This is a genomic window from Brevibacterium sp. S22, assembly GCF_004745485.1.
Classification (GTDB): domain Bacteria; phylum Actinomycetota; class Actinomycetes; order Actinomycetales; family Brevibacteriaceae; genus Brevibacterium.
Map to the genome: position 1 here is coordinate 12,274 of NZ_RHFG01000037.1, position 19,884 is coordinate 32,157.

Annotated in this window: 13 protein-coding genes and 1 tRNA gene; 8 read left to right on the forward strand and 6 right to left on the reverse strand. The window is 65.7% G+C overall.

The genetic code is table 11. The annotated features are described in order from the left end of the window. Nucleotides 1-153: 153 nt before the first annotated feature. Nucleotides 154-2,544: a YhgE/Pip domain-containing protein gene (locus EB835_RS18680; RefSeq protein WP_135810947.1), complete on the reverse strand. Its 2,391-nt coding sequence runs from the start codon at nucleotides 2,542-2,544 to the stop codon at nucleotides 154-156. After that, on the reverse strand, nucleotides 2,541-5,477 hold the full coding sequence (locus tag EB835_RS18685) for an MMPL family transporter (RefSeq protein WP_135810948.1): 2,937 nt from the start codon (nucleotides 5,475-5,477) through the stop codon (nucleotides 2,541-2,543). Before EB835_RS18685 ends, EB835_RS18680 begins: the two co-directional genes overlap by 4 nt. Before the next feature lie 204 nt (nucleotides 5,478-5,681). On the opposite strand from EB835_RS18685, the gene EB835_RS18690 reads away from it, so the two are divergent. Continuing rightward, a complete protein-coding gene (locus EB835_RS18690; RefSeq protein WP_240688854.1) occupies nucleotides 5,682-6,344 on the forward strand; it encodes a TetR/AcrR family transcriptional regulator in 663 nt (220 codons plus the stop codon). A 41-nt stretch (nucleotides 6,345-6,385) separates the two neighbouring features. Next, nucleotides 6,386-7,396 carry a hypothetical protein gene (locus EB835_RS18695; RefSeq protein ID WP_135810949.1) on the forward strand — a complete coding sequence of 337 codons (1,011 nt, stop codon included), beginning with the start codon at nucleotides 6,386-6,388 and terminating at the stop codon, nucleotides 7,394-7,396. 60 nt (nucleotides 7,397-7,456) lie between these two features. On the opposite strand, the gene EB835_RS18700 is transcribed toward EB835_RS18695, so the two are convergent. Next, on the reverse strand, nucleotides 7,457-8,665 hold the full coding sequence (locus tag EB835_RS18700) for a C45 family autoproteolytic acyltransferase/hydolase (protein WP_135810950.1): 1,209 nt from the start codon (nucleotides 8,663-8,665) through the stop codon (nucleotides 7,457-7,459). 36 nt (nucleotides 8,666-8,701) lie between these two features. After that, the gene (locus EB835_RS18705) at nucleotides 8,702-9,784 is read right to left on the reverse strand and encodes an MBL fold metallo-hydrolase (protein WP_135810951.1); all 1,083 of its coding nucleotides are present in this window, start codon (nucleotides 9,782-9,784) and stop codon (nucleotides 8,702-8,704) included. 364 nt (nucleotides 9,785-10,148) lie between these two features. Between EB835_RS18705 and EB835_RS18710 the strand changes: the two genes are divergently transcribed. Then, nucleotides 10,149-11,558, forward strand: a complete 1,410-nt coding sequence (locus EB835_RS18710; protein ID WP_135810952.1) for an APC family permease — start codon at nucleotides 10,149-10,151, stop codon at nucleotides 11,556-11,558. Nucleotides 11,559-11,983: 425 nt separating this feature from the next. Here EB835_RS18710 and EB835_RS18715 read toward each other — a convergent pair. Both EB835_RS18715 and EB835_RS18720 read right to left on the reverse strand, forming a co-directional pair. After that, nucleotides 11,984-12,071, reverse strand: a tRNA-Ser gene (locus EB835_RS18715). A 173-nt stretch (nucleotides 12,072-12,244) separates the two neighbouring features. Next, entirely contained in the window at nucleotides 12,245-14,992 is a 2,748-nt protein-coding gene (locus tag EB835_RS18720) for a maltokinase N-terminal cap-like domain-containing protein (RefSeq protein ID WP_135810953.1), read from the reverse strand. A gap of 196 nt (nucleotides 14,993-15,188) precedes the next feature. Here EB835_RS18720 and ilvA point away from each other — a divergent pair, with 196 nt between their 5' ends. The 5 genes from ilvA to EB835_RS18745 all read left to right on the forward strand — a co-directional run bounded on the left by ilvA (nucleotide 15,189) and on the right by EB835_RS18745 (nucleotide 19,736). After that, nucleotides 15,189-16,460, forward strand: a complete 1,272-nt coding sequence (gene ilvA, locus EB835_RS18725) for a threonine ammonia-lyase IlvA (protein WP_168216789.1) — start codon at nucleotides 15,189-15,191, stop codon at nucleotides 16,458-16,460. Nucleotides 16,461-16,679: 219 nt separating this feature from the next. Further along, nucleotides 16,680-17,690 carry an NAD(P)H-quinone oxidoreductase gene (locus tag EB835_RS18730; RefSeq protein ID WP_135810955.1) on the forward strand — a complete coding sequence of 337 codons (1,011 nt, stop codon included), beginning with the start codon at nucleotides 16,680-16,682 and terminating at the stop codon, nucleotides 17,688-17,690. Further along, nucleotides 17,687-18,313 (forward strand): proteasome activator, encoded by a 627-nt coding sequence (locus EB835_RS18735; RefSeq protein ID WP_276606011.1) that lies wholly within the window; start codon nucleotides 17,687-17,689, stop codon nucleotides 18,311-18,313. Before EB835_RS18730 ends, EB835_RS18735 begins: the two co-directional genes overlap by 4 nt. After that, entirely contained in the window at nucleotides 18,310-18,897 is a 588-nt protein-coding gene (locus EB835_RS18740) for a hypothetical protein (protein WP_135810956.1), read from the forward strand. Before EB835_RS18735 ends, EB835_RS18740 begins: the two co-directional genes overlap by 4 nt. Next, complete coding sequence (locus EB835_RS18745; RefSeq protein WP_240688855.1) at nucleotides 18,894-19,736, forward strand: HAD family hydrolase; 843 nt, start codon at nucleotides 18,894-18,896, stop codon at nucleotides 19,734-19,736. Before EB835_RS18740 ends, EB835_RS18745 begins: the two co-directional genes overlap by 4 nt. Nucleotides 19,737-19,884 lie beyond the last annotated feature (148 nt).

The following is a 19,884-nucleotide window of genomic DNA, read 5'->3' on the forward strand; positions in this document are numbered from 1 at the left end:
CACACTGCGTAGATAGTCCGCTCGATCAAGCCGCAGCGCATCTGTCGATTGGTGCACCTATCGATAAGTGCGCTCCGCCTTGAACGGGGCCTGAGCCAGTGCGCTCAAGCTTGAACGAAGTTGCGAAACCGCCGGGCAGCGGCCCAGGTGCGACTACGCCATCTCGAGGGCGGCTTCGGGCTTCATGGTCCGGGCCCGGACGATCGCCAGCAGCGACATCACGACGCCGATGACAGCCCAGGCCAACAGTCCGCCGTAGGCCGCGGCCTGTCCGGTAGTGCCCGCGGCGATCGCGGCGAAGCCGTTCATCGACGGAGTCAGCGGCAGGATCGGCGCGAGAAGATCGAAGAACTGCGGCACAGCCCCAATGGTCCGACCCGCCACGGCCAACACCACGGCGACGACCGAGAGGAACCGACCCACTCCCCCGAACCACGCCACGAGAGCGAAGTTGAGGATCATGAACACGATCGCTGACACGAACGTGAGCACAGCGATGTCGAAGCCCTGGACGGCGTCGATGTCCATCACGGTGACCGCGAGGATCGAGAGCACGAGTGCCTGCAGCACCCCGACGACCACGCCGGGCAGCAGTCCGCGCGCCCATACGGCGAACGAGGACTTCGTCGACAGCAGCGCCCAGGCCGGGATCGGCTTGAGCACTGTGTAGGTGACGAGCCCGCCGATCCACAGGGCGAGCATGATCAGCAGTGCGATCGTCGATCCCGCCAGCACATCCGTGACGCTGTCCGTGTCGGGGGATTCGATATTCGCCGAGGCGACCTTGGCCAAGCGATCACGTTCGGGAGCCGTGTAGGTCGGCACTTCATCCGCACCGTCCTTGACTCCGTCGGCGAATTTGCTCACGCCCTTCGCGTACTTGCCCGTACCTTCGTCGAGCTTGTCCAGGCCCGCCGCCAGCTCGGAGGTGCCGGTCGCGGCTTCGGAGACGCCGTCGGTGTACTTGCCGACTCCTGTGCTGTATTCATTCAGCCCATCGCTGAGCTGACCGGCGCCGTCGGAGAGTTCAGAAGAGCCGTCGGCGACCTTCCCGATGCCCTTGGACAGGGCCGGCATGCCGTCGGCGAGCTGCTGGTTGCCGTCGGCGACTCCGGCGGCGCCCTGCCGCAGACCCTTCGAGGCTTCGAGCAGCTTCGGGGCGTTCTTCGAGATGTCCTCCATGCCCTTCGTCAGCTCACCGAGGCCGTCCTCGAGCCCCTTGACGAACTTGGTGACACCGTCGGAGAGCTCCGATGCGCCGTCGGCGAGCTCATCGGACCCGCCGAGGAGGGACGAGCCGTCCTGCTCCTGCTCGAGACCGTCGACGGCCTCGTTCAGACCGCCGGACGTCCCGTTGAGCAGACCCTGGGCGTAGGCCTGTTCGATGCCCTTGCAGACCTGGTCGGGGGTGCCGGTCGGGCACATCTCGGCCCGCGCCTGGTCCGCCTCGGCCTCGGTCATGATGCCCGCTTTCACGAGCCCGTCGAGATCCGGCTTCGCACCGGCCAGCTGATCGGCCTGGTCGGCGCCCTCCTTCAGACCGTCGCGGTATTGGTGCAGCCCGTCGGAGAGGCCGGAGGCACCCGTGGACACACCCTCGGCGCCCTTCTCGAGTTCCTTGCCGCCCTTCGTGATCTCGTCGAGACCGCCTTCGCCCGAGTCACCTGATCCGGCGAAGCCCTTGATGATCTGGTCGATGGACTTCGTGTATTCGTCGACACCGTCGGAGAGCTCACCGGAACCGTCGGCCAGCTTCTGCGTGCTGTCGGGCAGCTTCGACGTCTGCTTGTCGAGCTCGCTCAGCCCCCCGGACATCTCCGAGGCGCCCTTGGACAGTTCGCCGGCGCCCTTCGACAGGTCGGTGGCACCGGTCTTGAGCTCGGCGCCGTTGTCACCGAGCTCCTTCATGCCCTTGGACAGTTCCCCAGCGCCTTCAGCCGACTCTCCGGTGCCTTCCTTGAGGCCCTCGGCGCCCTTGTCGAGCTCCCCGGCGGCGTCGCCGAGGTCCTTCATCTGCTCGCCCATCTTGTTGAAGCCGAGGTAGATGTTGTCGAGATAGGTCTCGGTCATCTCCGTGTTGAACGTCGTCCGAGCCACCTCGGCGACGGATCGGGAGATCTGCGTGTCCAGCGCCGGGGCGGTGCCGGACACGTCGACGTCGAGCTGCGTCTGCGTCGCCGACTTCGCATCGTCGACGGAGGTCACAGCGCGGGAGAAGCCTTCGGGGATCGTCAGCTGCGCAGCGTAGGTGCCGTCGGAGAGTCCGTTCTGCGCATCCTCTTCGTCGGTGATGACCCAGTGGATGTTGTTCTCGTCCTCACCGACGAGCCCGCTGGTCAGCTGCCGCCCGATCGGCACGGTCTCGCCGTCGACCTTCGCGCCGTCGTCATTGTTGACGATGGCGGCTTCGATGGTTTCGAGCCGATCGCCGCTCTTCCAGGTGGCGAGGATGAATCCGGCCGCCACGATGATCGGAATGAGGACCAGGCCGAGGAGGGACAGCCAGTTCACCGGCCGCTTCGAGTTCGCACGTTCGAGTCTCACGACTGCACACCTTCCATGTTGGTGCTGTCGACGGCGTGGGTGTGTTCGCCGCCTGATTCGCTGTCGGTTCCGCCTCGCTCATCGGGTCGAGCCTCATCGAGGTCGAGGTGGAAGTAGTTCGTTTCGGGGCTGATGATTCCGGTCACGTCGCCGTCGGGCAGGCCGAGGACGACGGTGGTGCCGTTCGCTGCGAGATCGGGCAGGCACTCGCGGAGTCCGCGTCCTGCCTCCTCGGTGAGGTGCTCCGCACCGTCGATGACGACGAGAGCCGGCGCCGAGGCGGCCCATCGGGACAGGTCCCGTGAGCTCGTGCCGTCACCGGCACCCAGGTCGAGGTAGGGAACCTGGCGGCGGACCCGTCCGGCGTGCTCTGGCAGGACGTGAGCTCCGATCTTCATCTCGCCGACCGTGAGTCCGACGCGGCCGGACACGGCCAGCAGGAGGGCCCGGCGGGCGGCGCCGCTGGCGACGAGGATCTGTCCGGGCAGCAGAGAGATGTCGACTCGGGCGAAGCCGCGGTCACCGGAGTACACGCCGATTCCGCGACCGTAGACACGGTAGTCCGAATTCGGTTCCGGCCAGTCGCGCAGCGCCACTTCGTGGGCGAGGCCTTCGCCTTCGACGTCGAGGCGCGGCAGGATCCGGTCGAGCCATTTCGGCAGCCACCAGGCCTTGTCGCCGAGCAGCTGCATGATCGCCGGGACCAAGGACATGCGCACGAGGAATGCGTCGACGAAGATGCCGGCGGCCAGGGCGAGCGCAATGGATTTGATGATGGAGTCGCCGGCGGGTACGAACGCCGCAAACACGGAGAACATGATGACCGCGGCGGCGGAGACGACCCGGGCGGAGGAGGCGAATCCGGCCTTGATGGCGTCCTTGGCCGAGGACCCGTGGACGTAGGCTTCGCGCATTCCGGAGACGAGGAAGACCTCGTAGTCCATGGCCAGGCCGAAGAGGATGCCCATGAGGATGATCGGCAGGAAGCTGATCACCGGCCCCGTCGAGTCGATGCCCAAGGGCCCGGCGAAGAGCCCGTCGTGGAAGACGAGGACGACCGTGCCGAAGGAGGCGAACACGGACAGGAGGAACCCGCCGGTGGCCTTGATCGGCACGGCGATCGAGCGGAAGACCATCATCAGCAGGATGATCGAGAGTCCGACGACGAAGATGCCGAAGGGCAGAAGCGCCTTGCCGAGCTGGTCGGAGACATCGATCTGGATGGCGGTGGCACCCGTGACGGCGGTGTCGAAGTCGTAGTCGTCTTCGATCTCGTCGCTGAGCACGCGCAGCCTGTCCACGGTGTCCAGGGTCGCCGGGTCGTCGGAGGCGGTGGTCGGGATGATCTGGAAGAGCCCGACCGTGGCATCCCGGTTCGGGGTGGCCATGATGACCTCTTCGACGCCGTCGACCTTCTCGATGCGCTCCTCGATGTCCTCGACGTCGCCGAGCGGATCGTCGCTGGTCACGATCTGGCTGGTCATGACCAGCGGACCGTTGTAGCCGGGCCCGAAGTGTTGGTCGATGAGGTCGTAGGTCGTGCGGGCCGGAGTGCCCTGATCCTGGTCGCCGGCGGTCGGCAGGGACAGCTGCAGCTGGGTGGCGGGGATCGCGAAGAGGGCGAGTCCGCCGACGATGACAATGATGGTCAGCAGCGGAATCTTCGTCACCGCCTTCAGCCACCCGGCGAAGAATCTGTTCATGATCGTCGGCGGATACGGCTCGCCGGCCTCGGCCCGGGCCTCCTCGGCGATCGTCTCCCGCGTGGCGGGGTCGCTCACCTCGGCGGGGGTGGATGCGGAACCGGCGGTCGCCTCGGTGCCGGTCGATGAGTCCTGCGCCGAGGCGGCCGTGTCGTCCGTCGCCCGCTGAGCGGCCGCGGCGTAGGCCTTCCGGTAGCGTTTCGTCGGCTTCGGGGTGATCTTCGACTTCGCGAGACCCAACAGGGCTGGGACCATCGTCAGGGAGATCATCACGGCCACGGCGACGGAACCGGAGGCCCCGATGCCCATGATCGTGAGGAAGGGGATTCCGGCCAGGGAGAGCCCGAACAGCGCGATCATCACGGTCATGCCCGCGAAGACGACGGCGGATCCGGCGGTGGCGACGGCACGTCCTGCCGCCTCGAGGGGGTCGTGTCCCTCGGCGAGGAGGTCTCTGGCCCGGGAGACGATGAACAGGGCGTAGTCGATGCCCACGGCCAGACCGAGCATGAGCGCGAGCATGATCGACGATGAGTTGATCGTCGCGAATGCGGTGCCGCCGACGATGAGGAGCACGGAGATGCCGACGCCGATGAGCGCGGTGATCAGCGGCATTCCGGCGGCGCGGAAGGATCCCAGGGTCAGGAGGAGGACGATGAAGGCCACGAGGACGCCGATGCCTTCGACCCAGGAGACGCCGACGCCGGTGATCTGGAAGAGTTCGCCGCCGCCTTCGACCTGTGCCCCGTCGGGCAGGGCGTCACGCAGCGGGTCGAGGGCGTCGAGGAGGTTGTCGGAGGCGTCTTCGCCGACCTCTTCCTGGGTCCCGTCGTATTGGACGGAGATCATGGCCGCGGAATCGTCTTCGCTGATGGCGCCCTTGACGAGGTCCGAATACGGCGAGGTCACCGTGTCGACGTGAGGGACGTCTTCGAGCCGTTCGACCTCTTCCTCGATCTCCTCTTTGTAGTTCGGGGCCCGAACCGAGTCACCGTCGTCGGCGACGACGATCACGGACGCGGAGACACCGGCGGCTTCGGGGAACGTCGACTTCATCGAGTCCAGCGCCGTCTGCGCTTCGGATCCGGGGAGGGTGAAGTCGTCGTCGAAGTCTTTGGAGAACGCGGCGACTGCGGCGCCGACGAGCGCGAAGATCACAAGCCAGGCAGCGATGATCCGCCAGGGTGCCTGATACGCACGGCGCCCCAGGGCATAGAGGAAAGTTGACACGAAGACCTCGATACAAAAGTGTATTGGATACAGTATTGTATTGTTGTGCAATCCCCACCCTCCATGCAAATGGATCCCAGGTTGAGCGGGGATTCTCATGAGATGCTCAGCCGCCCTGACCTCCGACCCTCCATCGCGGCCGGCCCTGCCGCCGGCGCAGCATTCTCACACCACCATGGCCATCGCCGAGCCCAGCTGAACGAAATGACGATGAACACAGACGAACTCAGTCCCCGCAGACGCCAGACCCGGTCCACTCTCGTTCGGGCCGGCACCTCGGTCTTCGCCGTGCGCGGCATCGACGGCGCCTCGATCGAGGAGATCTGCGAGGCGGGCGGACTGACTCGCGGTGCGTTCTATTCGAACTTCTCCAGCCGTGACGATCTGGTGCTCGCGATCATCGAGATGCGCACCTCGGAGAATCTCGATCGGCTCGACGCCACGATTCAGCGGTGGACCGAGCAGCTGACCGCGACGACCGAGGCACCGGAGATCAAGGCGCTGATGACGACGTTCATCGACGATGTCTTCAATGAGAAGAAGCAGACCGTGGCCGAGACCATCACCGAGCAGGAGATCGAGCTCTACTGCCTGCGGGTGCCCCACCTCCACTCCCGCTACGTCGAGCTCAATGATTCTCAGTTCGAGCGGCTGGCGGCCCTGGTGACCACGGCCCTCGATGTTGCCGGAGCCACGACGAAGCAGCCGATCGGCGACTTCCTCACGGTCATCATCTCCGTGTTCAACCGGATCGCGCTCACTGCGGCGGCGGGCAAAGCGATGGATGAGCATGTCGACATCGATCCGAGTCTCATCGTCGAGGTCCTCATGCATCTCATCGACTTCTGCCCCGGGAACGAGGACTGAGCGGGCTCGACGACGTGGTTCGAGGCACTAAGGTGGTGCCCGTGAACGAACTCCAGCGCGAATTCTCTGCTTTCATCAACAATATGGACGTCCGCCTCGGTGCGTTCGTCCTCGCCGATCTGCCCGAGACCTTCGAGAAGGAGGACGGGGAGACCGTGAGGTTCCCGAAGGACTTCGGGCCGAAATCACTGCCGATGCTCGAACTCTTCGTACTCTCGAAGTTCCCGAACACCGAAGAGATCCTCAAACCGGAGCACCGCCGCTTCTTCGAAGGACTTATCCGCTACCTCGGCGAAACCTACCTGCGCGCGATCGGCGGGGTCTGGGACCACGACGAGTCGACGGGCAGCGGAATGCCGTTCGTCCGCCCCGACAACGCCGACGGCCCGGCCGCCGGAGAGCCGATCCCACTGGTGGGCATCGTGCTGGCCGCCGTCGATCAGCGCAGCGCCGAGGTATTCACCGCGGTGCTCGAGAAGGCGCGGGAACTCCTCGGCGGAGACGGCCAGCCGCGCCGCAAGTCCACGGGGCTCTCGCTCGGTGTGCTCAATGCCGAGAACTCGAGCGAGGAGGAGGTCGAATTCCTCTCCCGCTTCATCGGCACCGTCGAACCGGGCATCGCCGCCTGGACTCAGGAGCAGGCCGATCCGAGCTCCTGGGGCTTCGACCGGGAGAGCCTCGCTCGCCTGGGCAAACAGGTCTCCGTCCGGTACGACGGCCCTGACGACATGATCGCCGAGGGGGAGACTCCCTTCACCGCCGGCGCCCTGCGCTTCATCGGTGAGACGGTGCGCCGCAGCGCCTTCGGCCAGTGGCGCTACGGGGCCGGGCTCGAAGCCGATGATCCGCGCAGCAAGCAGCCATTCATCCGTTTCGTCATCGGTGAGCAGAACCTCGACCTTGTGCCCTGGCGCCTCATCCAGGCCGCTTTGGAAGACGACGATGCGATCGCCTCCGCCCTCGACGCGATTATCGAGATGCGCGAGCAGGAAGCCGCCGAGGCGGCCCAGAAGTCCGATTCGGTCGCAGAGAACGGGTCAGACGACCGCTGAGAGGCAGCGGTCGCCCGACGGCCGTGAGCTGGATCCTCGGCCGTCCCGGCGCGGGCCGGTTCAGAGCTGGAAGCGGCGGTTTCCGCGCAGGCCCTCGGCCGGCGAACCGGGTGCAAGGTCGATCTGCCTGCGCGCCGGGTCGATGCGCACGCTCACCAACGTCGCCGATCGGTTCCCGTAGGCGGCGTCGGGGGCCGGAATGCAGCACACCGGGGCGTCTTCCGGTCCCGTCGTCAGCAGCTTCGTGAGGTCGCCGACCGTGATGGCCGCGCGCCCCTCGTCTGCACCGGACGGGGTGGCGTCGGGCGCGGAGACATCGTCGGGTGTGGCCACGCCGGCACGCACCTGTGCACGTTCTGCCTCGAAGCGCACGACCGCCTCGGCGAGATGTCGGTAGCGGGCCTGAGAAGTCGAATCGGGGCGCAGCTCGAGCGCGCCGTCGAGCAGATCCGGGTGCAGGAAATGGTTCGTGTGGAGGAGGAACCCGGACTCTGCTCCACCTGCCTGGTCGGGCGCTGCCTCTGCCCGTCGTTCACGCTTGCGCTCACCGGCGATCTCGACCTGGACGGCCGCCTCGGCGGTGATGACGGTGATGACCGACGAGGATAAGGTCGCAGCGCTTCGAATGATCTCGAGCGCCTCGGTGAGGGTGCCGGCTTCGGCGAGGACCCGGGCGAGGATCATGTGGATGGGCACTCCCCCGGCCTCGTCGCCGGTGTGCTTGAGGATGTTGAGCAGCACCCCGACGCCTGCTTCGTTGAGGCCGATCTTGCCGAGCATTCCGAACTCGGCGATGCCCACATGCCGGTGTTGACCAGGCACGGAGCCGACATCGTTGAAATGCCACAGAGATGAGAAATCCGCGGCCCAATCCCAGTTCTGCGCACCCACGGAGCTCCCCGGGCTGGTGTGGCTCACGGTCGAGCATTCGGTCGGTGCGGCCTTCGCCTGGGTCAGGATCTCGGTGCGGGCGATGATCTCCATGAGTTCGGCGACATCGATACCTGCGCCCGCGGCCACGGCTTCGGCCTCCTCGGCGCCGCTCGGCCACCACGCCTGCAGCCGTTCGAGGCTTGTGCTCGCGGCGGTGCGGACGGTCGCCTCGGCGATATTCAGATGGGCGAAGTACCGGCGATAGGCCGCCAGGGTGGACGCGATCCCGGTGCGCAGCTCGGCCCCGCGCCGGCGTCCGCGCTCACGGTGGTCAGAGGCGCGGACGGCGAAGGTCACCGGCCGGACATCGGCGGCGGGGACGAATTCGGTGCTCATGTCGACTCCTTCGTCTCGGTTCCTGCCGACTCTAGTTCACTTCTCGCCGACCAGGGATCCCACACCGATGTCGATTCCGAGATAGTGCATGTGCGCGGCGGTTTCGGCAAGGGCGGCGAAGAGGTTGAAGTTGCGCAGGCTCTCGAAACCGCGTGACCAGTGCAGGCCCGCCGCGATCGAAAAGACGCTGTGGTCGTCGGTGGCCTCCATGCGGGCGCGGATCTCGCCGAGTCGTTCATGGTGGTGTTCGACGAGTTCGACCTTGCGGTCGTGGAGGCCGCTGAAGCGGAATCCATGGGCAGGAAGCACCGCCACCTCCTCGTCGAGCCCGCCGATCTTCTCCAGAGACCGCAGATAGTCGCCGAGGCTGTGCGTGATCGCTCCGGAATCGAGGCCGATGTTCGGGGTGATCGTCGGCAGCACGTGGTCACCGGAGAAGAACAGCTTGTCCTCGTCGCGGACGAACGCCGAGTGCCCGTAGGTGTGCCCGGGCGTCCACATGGCGCTCACGCGCCCCTCGTCGAGGGGCAGGTCGGTGCCGTCGTCGAGGACGTGGATGTTCTCGGGCAGGCGGCTCATCGCCTGCCTGTACAGGCTCATCGAGTCACTCTTGGCTCCGTCCTTGCTCGACCCGACCTGGAGGCTTTCGACTTCGGCCCAGCGGTCTTCGGGTACTCCGTAGGCGCGGGCGATGTTGAGCCCCGGGTCGATGCCGGTGCCGAGGTCGACGGCGTTGGTGTAGAAGCGTTTGATCGCGCGCAGGTCCTCGCCGTGCATGGCGACCCAGGCGTCCGGGTTCTTCGCGAGCAGCGCGGGCACGAGTCCGATGTGGTCGCGGTGGTAGTGGGTGATCGCGATCCCGTGGATATCAGCGACTGTGAAGCCGAGGTCGGCCAGCGCCGAGGTGAGTGCCTTGTACTGATCCTTGCCGTCCCAGCCCGGGTCGATGAGGACGACCCCGGAGCCGTCGACGATGGCATAGCAGTAGGTGAAGACGAGTGGGTTGTTCGGGATCGGGACCGGAAGGGCCCAGACACCCTCGGCGACCTTCTCGACCTGGGGCAGGAATCGGTCCTTCCATGCCTGCGACTGCTGGGAGCTGAGCGTTTCGATCGCCATTGCTGTCTCATACCTCTCGTTGGGGCCACGTTGTCCGCTGACTGCAATCTACTCCCTTTCCGGTCGTGGCTGAAAAAGCATTCGATAAGAGACCGAGGCGGGTGGGCGGGATTCGAGGTGCGGGGCCGCCTCGGCGAGGGGAAAGCTCCGAACCCCCGGTCCAGCACTACCGATATCGTCGATCATCCTTATTTATTTCGTGGCTCTGCGGTCGAATTGGTACTGTTTATTTCCAATTTCCCCTCGGTGACTTTCGTTTTCAGTACTTTCGACGTTAAGATCATGACGCACATCACTGCCGGGCCCTCGTCGACGTCGCTGATCGCGGTCCGGTGGGCAGCAAAACTCATTGGGGAGGATTGATATGGTTGCCTCTGGCTCACTGAAACGCAACCTCGGGCTGTGGTCCATCGTCGGACTCGGGCTCGGCTACATGACGCCGACGGTCGTCTTCGACACGTTCGGAATCGTGTCCGGCGAGACCTCGGGAGCCGTGCCCTCGGCATATCTCATCGCTCTCATCGTCATGATCTTCACGGCATTCAGCTACGGCAAGATGGTCAAGATCTTCCCCACCGCGGGCTCGGCCTACACGTACACGCGGGAGACGATGTCGCCGGGACTCGGCTTCCTCGTCGGGTGGACATCGCTGATGGACTATCTGCTGCTGCCGATGGTCAACTGCCTCATCGCGCGTCTCTATATGGAGTCGCTCGTGCCGGATGCGCCGCCGTGGGTGTGGGTCGTCGTCTATACGGTCGTCATGACCGGCATCGTCACCTCGTCGATGCGGGGAACGGCGAACTTCAACGCCGTGCTGCTCATCTTCGCGGTCACGATGGTCGCCCTGTTCTGTATCATCGCGGTCGTCAACCTCACCAATGGAGACGGATCCGGAGTCGTCTTCAGCTCCGAGCCCTTCGTTCACGAGGGCGTGAAACTGTCTGCACTGCTCACCGGTGCCACCGTCGTGTGCTTCTCGTTCATCGGCTTCGACGCCGTGACGATGTACACGAACGAGGCCAGGCACGTGAACCTCATGCCCAAGGCGATCATGCTCACCGTCGTCGCCGGCGGTGCCATCTTCCTCATCGCCAGCTACTTCGCGCAGCTGCTCTTCCCGGACAACTCGCAGTTCACCATCGTCGACGACCCTCTGCCGGAGATCGGCTTCCTCACCGGTGGTCACGTCTTCCAGGGCTTCTTCTTAGCGGCCGCGTTCGCGGCCACGATCGCCTCGGGGCTGGCCTCGCACGCATCTGTCTCGCGCATGCTGCTGGTGATGGGACGCAACGGCGTGTTGCCGCGCAGGGCCTTCGGCTACATCAACCCGAAGACGCATACGCCGGTGTTCAATATCGTGCTCGTCGGCGCCGTGTGCCTGTTCGCGATGTCGTTCAGCCTCGAGTTCATCTCGGCGCTTATCAACTTCGGCGCACTCATCGCGTTCACCTTCGTCAACCTCACAGTCATCGCTCACTATGCGTTCCGGACCAGGCAGGTCGTGGATTTCAAGACGGCGTTCAATTTCGTCGTCATGCCGGCCATCGGAGCGATCCTCACCGGTGTGCTGTGGGTGAGCCTGCACAAGACGGCGCTCATCGGCGGACTCGTTTGGCTGACCGCCGGCGTCATCTACCTGGCCGTCATGACTCGCGGATTCCGGCGCTCGGTGCGCAGCTTCGACGACCCCGAGGCCGACGCCGAGATGTCCGAACCCGAGGTGCCTGAGTCGTCCGAGTCGCCCCAACCCGAGGCGCCCGTCGAGGACTGAGCCTGCGGACAGGACCCTGCGCGCGCAGGGACCCGGCCGGCACACACCCGCCGTTCAAGGGCTGCACCGCAGAACACCCGCCGTTCAAGGGCTGCACCGCAGAACACCCGTCGTTCAAGGCGTAGCTCATCTGACGAAAGGCCCACCCACTGACGGATGCGCTGGCGCTTGATCGAGTGGGGTCGGGGCCCGCGAGTCGCAAGTCCGGAGCCGATTGCAGTCACTCCGCCGTTCAAGGGCTACACCGTAGAACACCCGCCGTTCAAGGCTGAGCTCGGTTTTCGATACGAGCACCTATCGATAACCGGGCTCAGCCTTGAACGAGAAGTGCCGGACGCGTCGCGCCGGCCACTTGTGCGCATCGTGCACGACGAAGCCCCCGAACTCATCGAGACTGTCGACGCGTTCGGGGGCTTTTCTCTGGGCGGAAGCGGTGGGATTCGAACCCACGGTGCGGGGTTGCCGCACAACGGTTTTCAAGACCGTCTCCTTCGGCCGCTCGGACACGCTTCCATTGGTCCATCGGCGCATGTGAGAGCAACGATGAGAACCCGGCCTGCCCAGCACGAGGCTGAGCCACCATAGTTTCTCACAACTGGACCAGCATCTGCGAATTGGCCGTTCAGGGCTCGACCGGCATCATTTTCGCCCTGTGTCCGATCACAGCAGGCAGGCGTGCAGCCGGGTCAGTCCTTCTTGCGCTTCTTCGCCCGGTTGCGCTTGCGCTCCGTCCCCAGAAGGTCATCGAAGACCGAGCGACTCTCCGACTCGGAGCCGGCGACCGAATTGTCGGTGCCGCGATCAGTGGGCCTGCCGGGAGCGCCGGACGACTCTTCGATGCGATCGCTCCAGGTCTTGCCGAGCTTCGGCGCATCCTGCGGCTTTGCTGGCTGCGCCTGATGCCCCGTGCTGTCGGCGTCCTCCGAAGTGGCGCCACGAGCAGCGAAGGTCGCGGGTACCCGCTGGACGGGGACCTCGCCTTCTTCCTCGTCGGCGAACTCTTCGTCGGCGGCAGGCTTCGGAGGCTGAGCAGTCATCGGAGCATCCGCAGGCTGGGGAGCGCCCGCAGACTTCGGAGCATCCGCAGGCTGGGGAGCGCCCGCAGACTTGGGAGCCTCCACATGTTTCGCTGCTGCCCCGGACTGAGGTGCGTACGCTGACTTCTCGGCCCCCGCAGCCGGAGCTGCTTCGGGCACGTCTTCCTGGGGCGGAACCACAGTGGAATCCTCGACATCGTCGATATCGGAATCCGCGACCGCATCGACGGTGTTCTCCGCGGTATCGGCGATGTCAACCTCGTCGGGTTCCGCAGCAGCCTCACTGGCATCGGATCCACCCGTCTCGGAATCACCGACTTCGGGCTGTGGCTCGGACGCTTCGCCATCCGCGGACTCTGTTCCGGATGCCTCAGCCGTTTCGGCTTCTGCCGGGGAAGCTTCGTTCGCGTCGCTCTTTGCAGTCGGTGCTTCGACGCCCAAGTCCGCGGAGTTCGACTCCTCGACGCTCGAGTCCTCGGCGTCCGAGTTCGCGATCGCGGCCGCGACAGCACCGGATGTTCCGCGGGGAGCAGCAGAGACCGATTCCGAATCGGCGGCCGTCACTTCGCCGGCAGGCGGCGCGACAGCGAGCGAGTCACTCGACTCGGGCTCAGAGGCCGAGTCCTCAACTGCCGAGTCTTCGGGAGACGGAGCACCGACTGCGGAGCCGGAAGCCCACGACTCTTCAGCCCTATCAGAATCGGCATCGCCGGGACCGGACGAATCGGGACCGGACGAATCGGGACCGGGCTCGGGGGCGACCACCTCGGCGCGGGACGGTTTGCCCTTGAGTACGAGGGTGAGCGTGGCCAGCGGTACGGACAGCCAGTTCGGGCGATTGCGCAGCTCGGTGACGACCTCCACGAGCAGCCGGTCGATCAGCGCCGCCCGCAGCACCGGGTCGCTCAGCCCGATGCTGTCGCCGCGGGCCCGCGAATATCCGGACAGCAGCGAATTCTGCACCTGCGATGCCCACAGATATTCGGGCGAATCGAAGATCTTACGAAGCGCCCCCGGATCGTTACCGAAGCCGCTGACGACCAGTGAGCCGTCCTCGGAATCCAGCGCATCGGTGCGCTGCAGACGCGCGAAACCGGCGGCATAATCGATGCTGCGCAGCAGAGCCACGAGGTCGAAGGCGGCAGGCTTAGGGTCCGAATTCGTCGAATCCGTGAACTTCACGACCGAATAGCCGTCGGTCGAGGAGCTGACCACATGATCCAGCGTCAGCTCGCCGTGGATCTTCTGCAAGGTGCCGATGGTCTCGAGTCCCTGCAGCCTCGCACGGTGGGCGCGCAGTTCCGGGACCAGCGAATCCAGGGCCAGAGGTGCCCGGCCCAGCGCCCAGTCGATGCGCTCGACCCACTTGGTGACCAACAGCTTCGTCGGCTCACCGGCGCCTTCGACGACACCGAACTCGGCGGCCATGTCCGTGTGGAGTTCACCGATGCGCCGGCCCATCTCCGCGGCGTGGGCGTTGTAGGCCCCGATCGAACCGGAATCGACGCCGCACACCGTGTTCACGGCCTCTCGCCAGGCGGGCTCGGCGTCGACATCGACATGAGAGAGCAGCGCCATCGGCGCCTCCATCTCCTGGACCTCGAACATGTCGTACCAGCGGCCCGAACCCCAGCCGACGACCTCGGGAACGCTGCGCGACCCCGATTCGGTGAGCAGGACGGGGATCGTCAGCGACGACGGCATCCCGTTCTCAAGCACCCGGAAGAAGGAGAGCTCCATCGGCTCGTATTCGTCGTGGATGATCACGGTCGACTTATGCTGCCCGGAGTCCGAGACCTCGATCGGTCTGATCTCGACGGGCATGACGTCCTCGGCCCCCACTGTGAGGTCACCGATCGACGGCTTCGGCGGGACCGCCTCGGCGCCGGTGTTCGCAGTCGGATTCGCCGAGGCGACCGCCCCGTTCGCGGTCACCGGGAACGGCATCGGCGCTCGGTCCCGGGCCTCGGTCTTCTCCTGGCTGTGACGGAGGGATTCGGTGGACAGCTGCCCGCCGTCGAAGACCTTGCGCTTCGTGATCGCGTCGGCCATGAGGTTGACGAAGACAGGATCGGCGGCGCCGTCGTAGACGAAGACGGTGCCGAGCGCGAGGTCATCGATGCGGCCGATGAGGGCGTGGCGCAGGTGCATGTCCTCGGTCCCGCGCAGGGTCAAGGGGATGTTGAGGCGACGCAGGGTGGGGCCGTCGCCGACGGAGATGACGGCCACGAGACCGACGAAGCCTCCGAGCTCCTCGGCGGTATACGTGAACGCGCGGGCCACCGACATGGGGGTGATGTCGGGGTCGGTCCCGAAATCTGCTGCGAGCTTGGGGAACCACGACTGTCGGGGTATCCAGGTGGCTAACAGTTGTTCGAGCTCACTGCTGATGGCCATGACGTCTCCTAGAAGGGATTACGGGCATCCTCCATCCAATCATGATATGGGGTGTTCGCGGCCCAGGGCGCACCCGAAACCCCGAAGTCGGGAGCCGAATCACGGGCAGGGCGAGGACACGAAGCGTCCTCATGTCGATACGAGTTGCCAAATGGCAAGACAGAAGGCGCACAATAGTCTGGTGGTTGAAACAGACATGACTCCCCAGAAGCTCACACTCGCCGACGAGGTCGAGGCAGCTGCGCTGCGAATTTCCGATTCCGTCATCCTGTCACCACTCCAGATCTGCGAGCGGTTGACGACCGCGACCGGTTCGACGGTCTACCTCAAGCGTGAGGACCTGCAGATGGTGCGGTCCTACAAGATCCGCGGGGCGTTCAACTTCATGCTCCAGCTCTCCGCCGACGAACGCGCTCGCGGCGTCGTATGTGCTTCGGCCGGCAACCACGCCCAGGGCTTCGCTCGTGCCTGCCGGGAACTGGGCATCCAAGGCACGATCTTCGTACCCAAGACGACGCCGAAGCAGAAGATCGAACGCGTCCGCCACTTCGGCGGAGAACAGGTGACGATCGAGATCGCCGGCTCCACCTACGATGACGCCTCGGCGCTGGCACACCGGTTCGCCGAACGCAATGAAGCTCTCTTGATCTCGGCCTTCGACGATATGCGCACCATCGCGGGTCAGGGAACCGTGGCCGCAGAGATCCACGCTCAGCTCGAGGCCGACCCCGATTACCTCATCGTGCCCGTCGGCGGCGGCGGAGTGCTCGCCGGAGTCGCCGCCTATGCGGCCGAACGGATGCCGAACACGAAGGTCATCGGCGCCGAACCCGCCGGAGCCGCCTCGATGATCACCGCCCTCAAGGCCGGGCACCCGGTGACCTTGGAGAACATCGACCGCTTCGCCGACGGCACCGCCGTGCGCCGGGCCGGAAACATCACCTACGACGTCATCGCCGAACTCGGCCTCGACATCCGGCCCGTCGCCGAGGGTGCGGTGGCCACCGAGATGCTCGATATGTACCAGGTCGACGGAATCATCGCCGAACCCTCCGGAGCCCTGGCCTCGGCCGGAATCGGCGGACCGGATTCGGACAAGCCGATCACGATCGAACCCGGGTCGACCGTGGTGTGCCTGGTCTCCGGCGGCAACAACGACATCTCCCGCTACCCGGAGATCCTCGAACGCTCGCTCGTCCACGAGGGCCTCAAGCACTACTTCATCGTCGACTTCCCGCAGGAGCCCGGTGCCCTGCGCCGGTTCCTCAACGAGGTGCTCGGGCCCGAGGACGATATCGCGATGTTCGAATACGTCAAACGCTCCGACCGGGAGACCGGCCCGGCGTTCGTCGGCATTCAGCTCGGCTATGCCGAAGACCTGCCGAACCTGCTCGAACGGATGGAGGCCTCGTCGATCGAGGTCGAGCGCGTGCACCAGAACTCGCCGATGTTCCGCCTCTTCGCATAAGGGCTCTTCGCGTAAGGGCGGGGCCCGGCGGCCAAACGTAGGTCACTATCGGACACTTCTGAGCTCCAGAACTGTCCGATGGTGACCTACGTTCGAGCTCCAATGTCCGATTGTGACCTATGTTTGGGCAGAAGCGCTCTGTGCCGCTGCCCAGGCGCCTCGCGCACCACCGCCCAGACACCCCTGCCCCACCTCGGCACCACCCACTAGAGTGGAGGCATGCGCGCAATCACGATCTCCTCCCCCGGTGACCCCGAGGTTCTGCAGGTCACCGACGAACCGACACCCGAGCTCGCCGCCGACGAGGTGCTCGTCCGCGTCCATGCCGCCGGCGTCAACCGAGCCGACCTGCTGCAGCGTCGAGGGTTCTACGATCCCCCACCCGGTGCCACCCAGATTCCGGGTCTCGAGGTCTCGGGCACGATCGAGAAGCTCGGCTCAGACGTCACCGGCTGGTCCGTCGGTGACCGGGTCGCGGCGCTGCTCTCCGGCGGCGGCTACGCCGAATCCGTTCCTGTCCCCGCAGGTCAGCTGCTTCCCGTTCCCGCCGACTTCGACCTCACCGAGGCGGCGGCGCTGCCCGAGGTGCTCTCCACCGTATGGTCGAACATCGTCGGTCGCGGACAGGTCAAGGCCGGCGAATGGCTGCTCGTCCATGGCGGCGGATCCGGGATCGGCACGGCCGCGATCCAGATCGCGAACCACCTCGGCGTGAAGATCGTCGTCACCGTCGGATCCGAGCGGAAAGCCGAGTTCTGCCGCGAGCTCGGCGCCGACGCCGTCATCAACTACCGCGAAGAGGACTTCGTCGAACGCGTCCACGAGATCTGCACCCACGCGGACGGGATGACCGGGGCCGATGTCATCCTCGACATCATCGGCGCGAAGTACCTCGAGCGCAATATCAAGGCACTGACCACCGACGGCCGCCTCGTCATCATCGGAATGCAGGGCGGGACGAAGACCGAAATCAACCTCGGCTGGCTCATGCAGCCGCGCAAGTCCGTATCCGCCACGACCCTGCGGGCACGTCCGAAGGAACAGAAGATCGCCATCGTCGCCGAGGTGGCCCAGCAGCTCTGGCCGGGCGTGATCGCCGGCGACATCCGCCCCATCATCCACGAAACCATGCCGCTGGCCGAGGTCGTCCGGGCCCATCAGATGCTGGAGGATGGGGCGAACATCGGCAAGGTGCTGCTCATCGTCGATGAAGAAGGTGCCCGACAATGACCGAGAGCCACGATGCCGAAGACAGCGTTCAGAACGGCGAGGCTCCGCCCACCGGCCCGGGCGCGCCGGACGGCAGCGCCGCGCCGGCCGAAGCCGGAAGCCAAGCCGAAACCGCACGGGCCGACGACGATGCACGGGCCGACGGTCTGGCGCGGGCACAGCAGGATCAGGCAGATGTCTCATCTCCGGCGAAGGTGATGCGCATCGGCACCATGGTCAAGCAGCTGCTCGAGGAGGTCCGCGGCACCGAGCTCGATGAAAAGGGACGCGAACGCCTCGCCGAGATCCACCGCCGGTCCATCGACGAACTCGAAGAGGGCCTGTCAAGAGACCTCATCGACGAGCTCGAACGCCTCGATCTGCCCTTCGATTCGGCCGACGGTCCCCCGACGACCTCGGAGCTGCGGATCGCGCAGGCTCAGCTCGTCGGATGGCTCGAAGGTCTCTTCCACGGCATCCAGACGGCGATCATGGCTCAGCAGGCGATGGCTCAGCAGATGGCCGGGCGTGGTCAGCTGCCCCCGGGAATGGTTCCGCCCGGGATGACACCGCCTGAGGGACAGTCCTCCGGCCAGAAGAAGGAGTCGGACCGCGACGACCGCGGCACCGGAAACTATCTGTGAAGGGGTTCCTCGCCAGATTCACCAAGGCGGGCCGTTCGCGGCAGGTCAGCGACGACGACCGGTTCGGCACCGGTCTGTGGCGGCACAACCGTGACCGTTTCATCCGCGCAGTCGACCGTTACTACACCACTGCGGCAGCCCTCCACGAGGCACGGAACTCCGGTGGCAGTGTCGCGGCAGGAGCCGCCTCGGCGAAGGAGGAAGGGCCGCCCGACATCGACAGCAGGGCCACGGCCGCCTCGGCGAACGATCCGGTCGACGTCATCGTCGACGGCACCCACCGGCTCAATGCACTCGTCGAGGTCGTCGATGAGCTGACCGCGGCGCTCCACGCCCGCCATCCCGTCACCGGGCAGGTGGTGCCCGGGCCTGCGCGACAGGCCGTCGGCGATGTGCCGGAGCTGCTGACGAAGGCCTCATCGAAGGTCGGCGAGGCGGTGCTCGCGGCGTCGATGGCACGATCGGAGGGCCCATCGGGGCGGGCGATCGACTCGAGCGCCGAGGCCACGGTCCGGTTCATCGCCGATGCCGAGGAGCTGTTGGGGCGGGCGCGGGAGATACTCGCTAGGGTAGAGGCATCATGATACTTCCGCTCAGCCCCGAAATCCTGCCGCCCGCTGACTTCGACCTCGGCCTGGTGGCCAGCGATATCGACGGCACTCTGCTGCTGAACTGGAAGCCGATCTCGACGGCCACGATCGATGCGATCCACCGCTGTCAGGACGCGGGAATCCCCTTCGTCCTCGTCACCGGGCGGCCGATCCGCTGGCTCGCCCCGATCGCCGAGCAGATCCCCGACCTCGGTCGGGTCGTGTGCCTCAACGGCGCAGTCGTCTATGACATCGCCTCGCAGTCGGTCGTCGACGCCCACAGCATCGATGCGCAGACGCTTGCGGAGATCACCGCGACGGTGCGTGCCGACCATCCCGAGGCCCGGTTCGCCTACGAGACCCTCAACGGCGGCTTCATCGACCGGGAGTTCGTCACCGGCCGACCACGCGAGGCCCGAATCATCGACGATGTCTCCGAACTCGCCGGTGAGGACGTCGTCAAGGTGCTCGTACGTCTGGACACGAGCGATTCTCAGGCGATGCACGACCTCATCGATCCCATCGTCGAAGACACGTGCCATGCTTCGTTCTCCGAACCGGACAACGGTCTCGTCGAACTGGCACCGGCAGGGATCACGAAGGCGAAGACGCTGGAGGCGCTGTGCGACCACCTCGGCGTGGCACAGTCGCAGGTGATGGCGTTCGGGGATATGCCCAACGACATCGAGATGCTGTCATGGGCCGGGCACGGGGTCGCGATGGGCAATGCGCTCGGCTCGGTGAAGGCGATCGCAGCCGCCGTCACCGAGGAGGTCGACGAGGACGGCGTCGCCCGATACCTCAACGCAGTCCTGGACACCCACCTCCCCTAAACTTCCCCCAAATTGCTACCTGACGGCGGCTCTGCAACCTTGCGCTGTGAGTATTGACAGTGGCTGGTCTGGGACTGGCTGGCAGAGTAGGTGTTGGCCTCTCCATCCCGTGATCGTGACTCCACCTTGCGCTGACCCACACAGTGGT